6 protein-coding genes are annotated in these 13,387 nt (G+C 66.7%); 5 read left to right on the top strand and 1 reads right to left on the bottom strand.

All coding sequences use genetic code 11. The features are described from left to right. Positions 1 to 28 precede the first annotated feature (28 nt). Positions 29 to 2,143, top strand: a complete 2,115-nt coding sequence (gene glgX / locus C566_RS0110020; RefSeq protein ID WP_026266566.1) for a glycogen debranching protein GlgX — start codon at positions 29 to 31, stop codon at positions 2,141 to 2,143. 22 nt (positions 2,144 to 2,165) lie between these two features. After that, positions 2,166 to 2,522 (top strand): barstar family protein, encoded by a 357-nt coding sequence (locus C566_RS0110015; protein WP_018774203.1) that lies wholly within the window; start codon positions 2,166 to 2,168, stop codon positions 2,520 to 2,522. Between the two features lie 34 nt (positions 2,523 to 2,556). On the opposite strand, the gene glgP is transcribed toward C566_RS0110015, so the two are convergent. After that, complete coding sequence (gene glgP / locus C566_RS0110010) at positions 2,557 to 5,175, bottom strand: alpha-glucan family phosphorylase (RefSeq protein ID WP_026266565.1); 2,619 nt, start codon at positions 5,173 to 5,175, stop codon at positions 2,557 to 2,559. 149 nt (positions 5,176 to 5,324) lie between these two features. Here glgP and C566_RS0110005 point away from each other — a divergent pair, with 149 nt between their 5' ends. From C566_RS0110005 to C566_RS0109995, 3 genes are read left to right on the top strand one after another with little or no spacing between them, the layout of a single operon-like run. Further along, the gene (locus C566_RS0110005) at positions 5,325 to 7,397 is read left to right on the top strand and encodes an alpha-1,4-glucan--maltose-1-phosphate maltosyltransferase (protein ID WP_155846851.1); all 2,073 of its coding nucleotides are present in this window, start codon (positions 5,325 to 5,327) and stop codon (positions 7,395 to 7,397) included. A gap of 5 nt (positions 7,398 to 7,402) precedes the next feature. Then, positions 7,403 to 9,199: a maltose alpha-D-glucosyltransferase gene (treS, locus tag C566_RS0110000; protein ID WP_018774200.1), complete on the top strand. Its 1,797-nt coding sequence runs from the start codon at positions 7,403 to 7,405 to the stop codon at positions 9,197 to 9,199. A gap of 1 nt (position 9,200) precedes the next feature. Further along, positions 9,201 to 12,950 (top strand): 1,4-alpha-glucan branching enzyme, encoded by a 3,750-nt coding sequence (locus C566_RS0109995; RefSeq protein ID WP_026266564.1) that lies wholly within the window; start codon positions 9,201 to 9,203, stop codon positions 12,948 to 12,950. Positions 12,951 to 13,387: the final 437 nt, after the last annotated feature.

Here is a 13,387-nt window from a genome sequence, read left to right as displayed (position 1 = left end):
TTTGTCTGGCCCGGCTAAGCTTTAAGCAATGGTTATGTCTTACATAGATACCGCTTCCACCGTAGACGCTTCGCGGGCGTTTCCGCTGGGGATCAGCGTTCCACATACCGGGTCGCCGGCAGTGGACGATCCCCGGGGCGCGTTCGCCAACGTGGCCGTCTACGCGCCCGGCGTGACCACCCTGGAGATCGCATACCAGCCGCCCGGGGGAACCTGGCAGGTGAAGACCCTGCCCAACTTCACGGACGGCGTCCACCACGGAATTGTTGAGGGCATCCCCGCCGGTTCGCGCTACGGCTTCCGGGCATCCCCTGAACATGAGGCCCTCCCGCTGTCCATGCCCGGCACGGACTTCGATGCCGTCGGCGAGCAGCCGTTGCTGATGGACCCCTACGGCCGGGCCGTCGACGAACGCGAGGGTCTGATCACCAGCGTCCGGGTCGGCAACGATTTTGACTGGGGCCTGGACCGCAGCCCGCGGGTCCCGTGGCGCAACACGATCGTCTACGAGGCCCATGTGCGGGGCCAGACGAAGCTGCACCCGGATATTCCGGAGGACCTGCAGGGGACGTACGCCGGGATGGCCCACCCGGCCATGATCGAGCACCTGATCTCGCTGGGCGTCACGGCGGTCCAGCTCCTGCCCGTGCATTTCCACGTGGACGAGCCGCACCTGCAGCAGCTCGGGCTGACGAATTACTGGGGCTACAACACGGCCGCGTTCTTCGCCCCGCATCCCGGCTACGCCACCGAGGCCGCCCAGGCCGCCGGCGCCCACGCGGTCCAGGACGAGTTCAAGGGCATGGTCAAGCTGCTGCATGCCGCCGGGCTCGAGGTCATCCTCGACGTCGTCTACAACCACACCGCCGAGGGCGGCACGGACGGTCCCACCCTGAGCTTCCGCGGCCTGGGCGAGATGCAGTACTACCGCAACGACGGCCACGGCAGGTACGTGGACACCACGGGCTGCGGCAACAGCCTGAACTTCGGCGAACCGCGCGTGGTGCAGCTGGTGCTGGATTCCCTGCGCTACTGGGTGAGCGAGTTCCACATCGACGGGTTCCGCTTCGACCTTGCCGTCACGCTCTGCCGCAACAGCGCCAACGAATTCGATCCGCGGCACCCCTTCCTCGTCGCCGTAGGAGCCGATCCGGTCCTGTCCGGCGTCAAGCTGATTTCCGAACCCTGGGACGTGGGCTACGGCGGCTGGCAGACCGGCCGGTTTCCCGCCGGGTGGGTGGACTGGAACGATCACTTCCGCGATGCCGTCCGCAGCTTCTGGCTCGCCGACCGCGCTGCGATCGACGGCGGCGGCAGCGGCGGCCCGGTGGCCCGCCTCGCGGACGCCCTCTCCGGTTCGGCCCGGCTGTTCGAGTCCTCGGGCCGGTCCCGGCTGGCCTCGCTGAACCTGATCACCGCACACGATGGCTTCACCCTGGCCGACCTGACGGCCTACGACCGCAAGCACAACGAGGCCAACGGTGAGCAGAACCGGGACGGCCACGGCGACAACCGCAGCTACAACCACGGCTTCGAGGGCCCCACCGAAGACGGCGACATCCTCGCCCGGCGCGCCCAAAGCAGGCGGAACCTGATGGCCTGCCTGATGATTTCCCAGGGCGTACCCATGATCACCGCCGGGGACGAGATCTGCCGGACCCAGCAGGGCAACAACAACGCCTACTGCCAGGACAATGCGCTCGCCTGGATCGACTGGACCAGCACCACGGAATCCCATGCGATGCTGCGCACCACCAAGCGCGTCATCCGGCTGCGCAAGGAGTTTCTGGCCAGCCAGCCGCATGATTACCCGGCGCGTGACAACCAGTCCTACTTCCACTGGTTCGATGTGGACGGCAAGCCCATGTCAGCAGACACGTGGCATGACCCCGGCCACCGGGTGATCCAGCTCCTGCTCGGGTCCGACGACGGTCACGTCGACGGCCTCGTGGTGGTCAACGGCGGCGCCGACGACGTCAAGGTCACCTTGCCGCGGCTGAGCAACGAGGACGGCACCGGGCACCGGCTCTTCGAACTCCGGGTGACCACGTCCGAACTCCATGACCGGCGTCAGGGCGCCCGCGTCGCCTCCGGTGAGCGCGACCTCGTCCAGGCCAACACGATCAATATCTACCGCACCTAATTAATTCGAGACTAAGGACCCCATGAAGATTTACTCGGCAGAGACCTGGACCATCGACGAACTCACGGCGCAAATCGGCGACGCCGGCCGGCGCGCCCTGGTGGTTCCCGCCGCAGACACCAAGCAGGCGGTCCTGGACACGTTCGGCGAACTCCTTGACGTCCCCGAGGACTATGGCACGGACCTGGATGCCCTGCACGATTCGCTGCACGACGTCGCGGATACCGTGACGGACGACGGCGAGGCTCCCGTCACCTTTATCTGGCAGGTGCCTGCCGCGCTCCGGGCGGACCGCTCCTTCGCCGTGATCTGCGAAACGCTGCAGGACGCCGAAGGCTACGCCGGCAAGAGCCTGGACGTCATTGCCGTCTGCCTCTAAAAAGAGGCTGGAACATGACGGCAGGCGTTGACGGTCAGGCGTTGACGATCAGGCCCAGTTCCGCCTTGGAGGCCAGCGCCTCGTTCTTGGGGAGCACGCGCACGGTGTAGCCGAAGGACCCCGAACGGTCGATCACCAGCGTGCCGCTGAAGAGATGCCGGCCCTTGCCGAGGTCCTCGGCGGCTTTCAGCTCCGCGACCGTGATGTCCGTCAGCTCGTCGGAGTCCTCGGCCCGGCCGTAGGCCACCTCAACATAGACGTCCTCCGGTGAGAGCTCACGCAGCGCCACGTACGCGTTGACCTGGAGCAGATCGCCGATCTGCGGGTCCTCGGAGACCCCCACCGAGTCGACGTGTTCGACCTGGATATGCGGCCACGCGGCCCGGACCCGTGAGCTCCACGCCGCCAGGGCCTTGGCCTGCGCGTAATTGTCCGCCACAGCGCGGCGTCCTGCGATCGCGGCGGGCCGGTACAGGACGTTGACGTAGTCCCGGAGCATCCGTTCCGCGGAAACCGCCGGGCCCAGGTGGGACATGGTGTGCTTGATCATCGAGACCCAGTGCGTGGGAACCGCCTGCGGGCCGGGCTGGGACGGTCCGGCAGCGCCTGCGGCGTCGGACACGGTCAGTCCGTAGAAGCGCGGTGCCACCTGCGTTTCGAGCAGCTCGTACAGTGCCGCCGCCTCGATGTCGTCGCGTTCTTCCGGGGAGGCATCGTTGTTGGCGGTCGGGATCGCCCAGCCGTTCTCGCCGTCGTACATCTCATCCCACCAGCCGTCCATGACCGAGAGGTTCAGCGAACCGTTCAGGGCAGCCTTCATGCCGGATGTACCGCAGGCCTCCAGCGGGCGCAGCGGGTTGTTCAGCCACACATCGCAGCCGGGGAACAGGGTCCGGGCCATGGCGATGTCGTAGTTGGGCAGGAACGCGATCCGGTGCCGCACGGCGGGGTCGTCGGTGAACCGGACGAGGTCCTGGATCATCTTCTTGCCGGCGTCGTCCGCCGGGTGCGACTTCCCGGCGATGACCAGCTGGATGGGGTGCGTCTTGTGCAGCAGCAGCGCCTTGAGCCGTTCCGGGTCGCGCAGCATCAGGGTCAGCCGCTTGTAGGTCGGCACGCGGCGGGCAAAGCCGATGGTCAGGATGTCCGGGTCCAGGACGGAGTCCGTCCACGCCAGCTCGGCGTCGGCCGCGCCGCGCTTCTTCCACGCGGCCCGGAGCCGGCGCCGGACATCCTCCACCAGGGACACCCGCATCTCGCGCCGCAATGCCCAGAGGTCCTCGTCGGTGACGTTGTAGGCCAGGTCCCACCGGCCCTGCGCCTCCGCCTCGGCGCCGAACTGGTCCCGCGCCAGCGCGGAGATGCGGGGGTCCACCCAGGTGGGGACGTGCACGCCGTTGGTGACGGAGGTGATGGGGATTTCGGAGTGGTCGAAGCCCGGCCAGAGGGCGGAGAACATCCCGCGTGAGACCACGCCGTGCAGTTTGGCCACACCGTTGGCCCGCTGGGCCAGCCGCAGCCCCATCACGGCCATGTTGAACACGAACGGGTTGCCGTCGGCGAAGTCCTCGCGGCCCAGGTCCAGGATCTTGGCCACCGGGACGTCCGGGGCGAGGCCGGCTTCGAAGAAGTGCTGAATCTGGGAGATTTCGAAGCGGTCGATCCCTGCCGGCACCGGCGTGTGGGTGGTGAACACCGTGGACGCCCGCCCGGCGGCCAGGGCTTCCTCCCAGCTCAGCGGCGCCGCGCCGGACATCAACTCCTGGATCCGCTCGACGCCGAGGAACCCTGCGTGGCCCTCGTTGGTGTGGAAGACCTCCGGCGCGGGGACGCCCGTGAGCCGCTGGAACTCCCGCAGCGCCTTGACCCCGCCCATGCCCAGCAGGAGTTCCTGCTGCAACCGGTGGTCGCCGCCGCCGCCGTAGAGGCGGTCGGTGATGCCGCGGGCGGCTTCGTCGTTGCCCGGAACGTTGGAATCCAGCAGCAGCAGCGGCACGCGTCCGACGTCGGCCCGCCACACGTGCGCCAGCAGGCGCCGGCCCTGGGGAAGCGGCAGGGAGATCTGGACCGGTTTGCCATTGCCGTCCGGGGAGGCCTCGCGCAGCAGCGTCAGGGGCAGCCCGTCGGGGTCGAGGACCGGGTACGTTTCCTGCTGCCAGGCGTCCCGGGAGAGCGACTGCTTGAAGTAGCCGGCCTGGTACAGGAGGCCGACGCCGATCAGCGGCACCCCAAGGTCCGAGGCTGCTTTCAGGTGGTCCCCGGCCAGGATGCCAAGGCCGCCCGAGTACTGGGGCAGGACCTCGGTGATGCCGAATTCGGGCGAGAAGTACGCGATGCACGCGGGTGCGCCGTCGCCCAGGCTCTGGTACCAGCGCGGCTGTTCCAGGTACCGGTCGAGGTCGTCGGCTGCGGCGTGGACACGCTGCACGACGTCCTGGTCCGCGGCGAGGCGCTGCAGCTCTTCCCGGCTGACCAGGCCCAGGAAAGTCACGGGGTCGTGGGCGCTCTCCGCCCAGATCCCGGGGTTGAGCCCCTCAAAAAGCTCCCGGGTGGGCCGATGCCAGGACCACCGGAGATTGGTGGCGAGCCGGGCCAGCGGCCGGATCGACTCCGGAAGAACGGTTCGGACAGTAAATCTGCGGATTGCCTTCACCAGCGAAACACTAACGGACAAGTCGGTGCCCCGGAACCGCTTTAGGATTCTTTCCGGTAAATGACGAATATCGGTCCGCCAAGACCGGAAACCTCTGCAAAACGTTCGAGGCCTTAGCATTCTGGCCGTTTTGTAGATAACGTCGAGGCGTGACGAATAACTCGCGAACCAGCGCCGTGTCCAAGCAAAAGCCCAAGGCCCTGATCACGGATGGCCTTCGATTTGGCCGCTTTCCGATCACCGCCGTGCAGCCTTCGGTGGAGGGCGGAAAGTTTCCCGCCAAAGCCGTTGAGGGCCAAACCATTGTCGTAGGAGCCACCGCGTTCCGGGAGGGACACGACCAGCTCGGCGTCAGCGCCGTCCTGCTCGACCCCCGCGGCAAAGAGCGGCAGCGGGTCCGCCTCGCCCCGCCGCGCGGACCCCGGGGAATGGGCACGGACCGCTGGGAAGGCCTCCTGACCCCTCCCACCACCGGCAACTGGTCTTTCGTCATCGAGGCCTGGCACGACCGCTACGGCACCTGGCACCACAACGCCGAGGTCAAGGTGGAGGCCGGCATCGACGTCGAGCTCATGCTGTCCGAAGGTGCCGCGCTGCTGGCGGAAGCCTCCGAGGACGCCTCCCGCCCCTCCGGTGACCGCAGGACGCTGCGGATGGCCGTCGTCGTCCTCTCAGACACCTCCCGGACACCCGAGGAACGCCTCGCCGCCGGCTTCGGCGCCGACGTCGCCGCCGTCGTCGAACGCCAGCCCATCCGCGAACTTGTGACGGTTTCCGAGCCCTACCCGCTGCTGGTGGAGCGAAAGCTTGCCGGGTCCGGCGCCTGGTACGAATTCTTCCCGCGCTCCGAAGGTGCCGTGCGCAACCACGACACGGGGGAATGGACCTCCGGCACCTTCCGCACCGCCGCTCAGCGCCTCGACGCCGTCGCCGCCATGGGCTTTGACATCATCTACATGCCCCCGATCCACCCGATCGGCGTCCAGCACCGCAAGGGACCGAACAACACCCTGATCGCCGGACCGCACGATCCCGGTTCGCCATGGGCCATCGGATCCCACGAGGGCGGTCACGACGCCATCCACCCGGACCTGGGCACGTTCGAGGACTTCGACGCGTTCGTGGCGCGGGCCGGCGAACTGGGACTCGAGGTGGCCTTGGACCTGGCCCTGCAGGCTGCGCCGGACCACCCGTGGGTGCAAAGCCACCCGGAATGGTTCACCACGCGCGTCGACGGCACTATTGCCTACGCGGAGAATCCGCCAAAGAAATACCAGGATATTTTCCCGCTGAATTTCGACAACGACCCCGCGGGGCTGTCCAACGAAATTCTCCGGATTGTCATGCTCTGGGTCAGCCACGGCGTCAAGGTGTTCCGCGTGGACAATCCGCACACCAAACCAGTGTGGTTCTGGGAATGGCTGATCGGCAAGGTTAACAAGAAGCACCCCGACGTCGTCTTCCTCGCCGAGGCGTTCACCCGCCCGGCCATGATGCACGCCCTTGGCCGGGCCGGCTTCCAGCAGTCCTACACCTACTTCACCTGGCGGAACACCAAGGAAGAACTGGAGAAGTACTTCCAGGAGGTCAGCCACGAATCGGCGGCCTACTTCCGGCCGAACTTCTTCGTCAACACCCCGGACATCCTCACCGAATACCTGCAGTTCGGCGGCCCGGCGGCCTTCAAGATCCGTGCCGCCCTGGCCGCGACGGCAAGCCCCATCTGGGGCGTGTACGCCGGCTTCGAGCTCTACGAACACGTGGCGCGTCCCGGCGCCGAGGAATACATCGACAACGAGAAGTTTGAGTACAAATCCCGCGACTGGGACGCGGCGGCAGAATCGGGGCGCACCCTGGCCCCGTACCTGACCCGGCTGAACGGGATCCGGCGCGCGCACCCCGCACTGGGGGACCTGCAGAACCTGACGGTGCACCAGAGCTCGGACAGCTCCACTGTGGTGTACTCCAAGCACAAGACCCTCGCGGACGGGACCAAGGACACCCTGATCATCGTCGTCAACGTGGACCCGCACGGCACCCGGGAGAGCACGGTGTCCCTGGACCTGCCGGCGCTGGAACTGGACCCGGAGAACTTCACGCACAACGGCCGTTTCATGGTTGATGACCTGCTGACCGGTGAGAGTTGGGAATGGGGGGAATATAACTACGTCCGCCTGGACCCGCACGTCGAGCCCGTTCACATTCTTAGCATCCGGAGGTAGTGCCAGTGAGTTTCAGCCCGCAGAACCCGAGCCAGCACTTCAGCCCGAGGGGGAGCTTCGAACTGAATGCCCCGGGCCTCCAGCACGATCCCCTCTGGTACCGCAAGGCGGTCTTCTACGAGGTCCTCGTCCGGGGCTTCGCCGACGGCAACGGAGACGGCTCGGGCGACTTCCACGGCCTGATCGAGAAACTGGACTACCTGCAGTGGCTCGGGGTGGACTGCCTCTGGCTCCCGCCGTTCTTCCAGTCACCGCTGCGCGACGGCGGTTACGACATCTCGGACTACAACTCCGTGCTGGACGAGTTCGGCACCATCAGCGACTTCAAACGGCTCGTGGCCGAGGCCCATGCCCGGGGCGTCCGGGTGATCATCGACCTTCCGCTGAACCACACCTCCGACCAGCACCCGTGGTTCCAGGAGTCGCGGAAGGACCCCGACGGTCCGTTCGGCGACTTCTACGTCTGGAGCGACACGGACGAGAAGTACGAAGACGCCCGCATCATCTTCGTGGACACGGAGGAATCCAACTGGACCTTCGACCCCATCCGCCGGCAGTTCTTCTGGCACCGGTTCTTCAGCCACCAGCCCGACCTCAACTTCGAGAACCCCAAGGTCATCGACGCGCTCTTCGACGTCGTGCGGTTCTGGCTGGACCAGGGCATCGACGGCTTCCGGGCCGACGCCATCCCGTACCTGTTCGAGGAGGAGGGCACCAACTGCGAGAACCTGCCGCAGACCCACGAATTCCTCCGCCAGCTGCGCCGGATGGTTGATGAAAGCTACCCGGGCCGCGTGATCATCGCCGAGGCCAACCAGCCGCCCGCCGAAGTGGTGGAGTACTTCGGCACCGAAGAGGAACCGGAGTGCCACATGGCGTTCCACTTCCCGATCATGCCGCGCCTGTACTACGCGCTGCGGGACCAGAAGGCGTCCCCCATCATCGAGACGATGAAGGACACGCCGGACATTCCCGAAGGCGCCCAGTGGGGCACGTTCCTGCGCAACCACGATGAACTGACGCTGGAAATGGTCACCTCCGACGAACGCGCCGCGATGCTCGGCTGGTACGCGCCGGATCCGCGCATGCGCGCCAACATCGGCATCCGCCGCCGGCTGGCCCCGCTGCTGGATAACTCCCGCTCCGAGATCGAGCTCATCAACGCCCTGCTGCTGTCCCTGCCGGGCAGCCCGTTCCTGTACTACGGGGACGAGATCGGCATGGGGGACAACATCTGGCTCGAGGACCGTGACGCGGTCCGCACCCCGATGCAATGGAACCCGGACCGGAACGCCGGGTTCTCCAGCGCCGACCCGGGCAAGCTGTACCTGCCGGTGATCCAGTCGCTGGTCTACAACTACAGCATGGCGAACGTGGAGGCCGAGGCCGCACATTCGGGGTCCCTGCTGCGCTGGACCCGCCAGATCCTGAGCGTCCGCAAGAACCACCCCGCCTTCGGGCTTGGCGGATTCAAGCATGTGGAGGCTGACCACGACGTCGTTCTCGCTTACCTGCGTGAACTCCCGGAAGGCAACGCCGCCGGCGAGGACGCCGAGACCATCCTGTGCGCCTTCAACCTCTCACAGCACCCCGTGGCGGCCACGCTGCGGGTGCCGAACTTCGCCGGCCGTGGCCTCCGGGACGTCTTTGGCGGCCAGGCCTTCCCGGCCATCGGCGATGACGGAACGCTGACGCTGACCCTGGGCAGCCACGATTTCTTCTGGTTGCGGATCCGTTCCGCCGCCTCCAACCCGGCATCCCCGTTCACGCAGGCGATGCCCGTCCTGTCCATCGAGGGCTGAGATGACTCGACCAGCCCTTGCCCCGGCCTTGAGCGGACTGCTTGGCGCGTGGCTGCCGCGCCAGCGGTGGTTCCCTGTCAAGACCGCCGAGTTCACCTTCGAACCAGCGGGCGGTTTGCGCCTGGAACCCGCCGGCGGGGCCGCCGGTGCGGCCACGTTCGAGGTGGTGCTGCTCGCGGTGTCCTACCCCACGCCCGGCGGCAGCCGCACCGACGTCGTCCAGGTGCCGCTCAGTTTCCGGCCAGAACCCCTGCCGGGGGCAGAGCGTGCGCTGATCGGCGAACTGCCCGGCACCCGCGCTGATGCCGCCCACCAGTGGGTCTACGACGGCGTCCATGACGCCTCATTCGTCGCCGCCTGGCTGGAGCTCATGCGACACGGCGGAACCACGCCGTCGGGCAACGCCACCGGCCACCTGGTGGAGTCCGGTTACCGCCTGCCATCCGGAACAGGCAAGGTCAAGGTCCTCTCCGGCGAGCAATCGAACAGCTCGGTGATCGTGGACGACGACGACGGCGGCACAGTCGCCATCGTGAAGTTCTTCCGGGTGCTGTCCGAGGGCCACAATCCCGAGGTTGAAATCGGCGCGGCGCTGACTGCAGGGCGCACCTCGGAGGTCCCGGCAACCCTGGGCTGGGTGTCCGGTGAGTGGGAGACGCCGGCGGCTGCCGCCGGGACGGGCCAGCCCGGTACCGCCGGTCCTGCCACTGTCCGTCCCGCCACTGTCCGTCTCGCCTCCGGCGAGCTTGCTGTGGCGCACGAATTCCTCGCCGGCGGACTCGATGCCTGGCGGCTCGCCGTGGACGCGGCCAGCCGGGGGATCGGGTTCGCTGCCGAAGCCCACGCGCTGGGCGCGGCGACGGCCACCGTGCATCGCAGGCTCGCCGAGGCCCTGGGCACAGCCGCCGAATCTGCGCCGGGGCAGGACATCGCGCCGGGAGTAGCCGAGCGCGTCCGCCAGTCCTGGGCCCAGGCCGGCCAGGCCGTCGGGCCTTACGAAGAAGCGCTGGACGGTCTCCTCGGCCGGCTCAAGGGCACCAGTGCAGGGCCGCTCCAGCGTATCCACGGCGACCTCCATCTCGGGCAGATCCTGCAGGTTCCCGGCAGCATGGTCCCGGGCGAGCCGGGGGTCCCCCCGCGCTGGGCCATCCTCGACTTCGAGGGCGAGCCCCTGCGCCCCATCTCCGAGCGCAACTTCCCCGACGTCGCTCTTCGCGACGTTGTTGGCATGCTGCGGTCCTTCGACTACGCCGCCGGCGCCGCCGTGCGCGAAAACCCAGGTGCCGTGGTGCCAGGAACCTGGGTGGACGACTGCGCTGAGGCTTTCCTGGCCGGCTACGCCGACGTCATTCCCGGCAGCATCGACCGGGACTCGCCGCTCTTTGTGGCGCTGTGGCTCGACAAAGCACTCTACGAAGTCATCTACGAACTACGGAACAGGCCGGACTGGCTCTCCATCCCGGTGAACGCATCGCGTCGTCTCCTCGGCAGTACAGGTTCCGGCGTCGCCGCCGAAGCCGCAGCGGAAGGTATAAAAATGACAGGATCAGCACGTATCGATCGGCCGGGCACGCCACTGCCTGTGGATGGCGAGACCCTTGCGAGGGTCTCCAGCGGCGAACACCACGCGCCCCACTCGGTCCTGGGCGCCCACCTTGATGACCACGGCCACGTCACCATCCGGACGGTCAAGCACCTGGCGGAAGCGGTTTCGGTCGTGACGACCGCAGGCTCGACGCCCATGACGCACGAATCGAGCGGCGTCTGGGTGGCCGTGATGGAGCCGCTCGAGCGCGGCCATGTGCCCGATTACCGGCTCGAGGTGACCTACAAGGACCACGAGCCCCAGGTCATGGACGACCCCTACCGTTACCTGCCGACCGTCGGCGAAGTGGATCTGCACCTGATCGGCGAGGGCCGGCACGAGCGCCTGTGGGATGTGCTGGGCGCGCATGTGCAGCACTACAAGTCCTCGCTGGGCGACGTCGACGGCGTGTCCTTCGCCGTCTGGGCCCCGAATGCCCAGGCAGTGCGCGTCAAGGGTGACTTCAACGGCTGGGACGGCCGCGAACACTCCATGCGCTCCCTCGGTTCCACCGGTGTGTGGGAAGTCTTCATCCCCGGGGTTGTAGCAGGGGCGTGCTACAAGTTTGAACTCAGGACCCGGCACGGATACTGGGTGGAAAAGGCGGACCCGCTGGCCTTCGGCACAGAGGTCCCGCCGCTGACGGCATCCCGGGTGGTGGAGCCCTCGTATGTCTTCAAGGATGCCGAGTGGATGCAGGCCCGCGCCGCCCGCGATCCGCACAACTCGGCCATGAGCGTCTACGAGGTCCACCTCGGCTCCTGGAAGGTGGGGCTGGGTTACCGCGAACTGGCCAAGGAACTCGTGGAATACGTCAAATGGCTCGGCTTCACCCACGTGGAGTTCATGCCCGTGGCCGAGCACCCCTTCGGCGGCTCGTGGGGCTACCAGGTCACCTCGTACTTCGCGCCGACCTCGCGCTTCGGGCACCCGGACGAATTCCGTCACCTCGTCGACGAACTCCACCAAGCCGGGATCGGCGTCCTCCTGGACTGGGTCCCGGCGCACTTCCCCAAGGACGAGTGGGCCCTGGCCCGGTTCGACGGCGAACCCCTGTACGAGCACGCCGATCCGAACCTGGGCGAACACCCGGACTGGGGAACACTGATCTTCGACTTCGGCCGCAGGGAGGTGCGCAACTTCCTGGTTGCCAACGCGCTGTACTGGCTCGATGAGTTCCATATCGACGGGCTCCGCGTGGACGCCGTCGCCTCCATGCTCTACCTCGACTACTCCCGCGAAGAGGGCCAGTGGCAGCCAAACCGTTTTGGCGGCCGCGAAAACCTCGAAGCGATCTCCTTCCTCCAGGAAGTCAACGCCACGGTCTACAAAACCCACCCCGGCGCGGTCATGATCGCCGAGGAATCCACCGCCTTCCCGGGCGTCACGGCACCCACGAGCGGCGGTGGCCTGGGCTTCGGCCTCAAATGGAACATGGGCTGGATGCACGACTCGCTCAAGTACATGGCCGAGGACCCGTACAACCGGCGGTGGCACCATGGCACCATCACGTTCTCCATGGTCTACGCCTTCACGGAAAACTTCCTGCTGCCGATCAGCCACGATGAAGTTGTGCACGGCAAGGGCTCCATGCTGCGCAAGATGCCCGGGGACCGGTGGCAGCAACTGGCAAACCTGCGCGCGTTCCTGGGATATCAGTGGGCCCACCCGGGCAAGCAGCTGATCTTCATGGGCACCGAATTCGGCCAGGAAGCGGAGTGGTCGGAGCAGTACGGGCTGGACTGGTGGCTCGCGGACATCCCTGCGCACAACGGCATGCAGCTCCTGACCAAGGACCTCAATGAGCTGTACCGTTCCACGCCGGCGCTGTACGAGCAGGACAACCAGCCCGAAGGTTTCCAGTGGATCAACGGGGGAGACTCGGACCGCAACGTGCTGACGTTCATCCGCCGCGACGCCGACGGCAACCCGCTGGTCTGCGCCGTGAACTTCTCCGGCGGCCCGCACACGGACTACCTCCTGGGCGTCCCGGCGGCCGGTGAGTGGCAGGAAGTGCTCAACACCGACGCCGCCACCTACGGCGGTTCCGGGGTGGAGAACACCGGAACCCTGATCGCGACGAAGGAAGGCCTGGACGGACAGCCGGCCATGCTTACCGTCACCCTGCCTCCGCTCGGGGCCGCGTACTTCAAGCCGCTGGGCTAGGCGCAACGCCCGGACACCTCACCGGGCGCGCGTCGAGGAGTGTCTGCGAGAGGCCCGGAATCCCCGTGATTCCGGGCTTTTCTGCACCGCCTTCAGGGCGGCTTTGTCAGCCGGGCCAAGTGGTGGTAGAGTTTATTTCCGCGCTGCTCCCCGGAGTTGAACGGCCACCAAGACCCAGAAGCCAATGGCAAGACTGAGTTTGGATCGCCGATTTGACTAGGGTGAAGCGGCCGGGTAAGTTTGAAAAGTTGCTCCGGAGCGATCCTCGACCGAGTTGGTTGTGGTGGTGCCGGGTGTGTCTGTTGTTTGAGAACTCAATAGTGTGCCAAGTTTGTTGATACCAATTTATTGTATTGAATTGGTTGAATTTGCCGGGCCCGCCACCCCGTGGTGTGGTCTGGTGTTTTTAGCTGGTTTCAAATTTTGTGCAGCGTGTG

It is taken from the genome of Arthrobacter sp. 131MFCol6.1 (genome assembly GCF_000374925.1).
Classification (GTDB): Bacteria; Actinomycetota; Actinomycetes; order Actinomycetales; family Micrococcaceae; genus Arthrobacter.
The sequence above is the reverse complement of the archived record's forward strand: the minus strand, read 5'-3'. Positions and strand labels throughout refer to the sequence as shown.

What these genes read in the sequence shown, in the direction of transcription:
- C566_RS0110015 (WP_018774203.1), top strand. Translation starts at nt 2,166, where the DNA reads ATGAAGATTTACTCGGCAGAGACCTGGACCATCGACGAACTCACGGCG.
- C566_RS0109995 (WP_026266564.1), top strand. Translation starts at nt 9,201, where the DNA reads ATGACTCGACCAGCCCTTGCCCCGGCCTTGAGCGGACTGCTTGGCGCG.
- glgX (WP_026266566.1), top strand. Translation starts at nt 29, where the DNA reads ATGGTTATGTCTTACATAGATACCGCTTCCACCGTAGACGCTTCGCGG.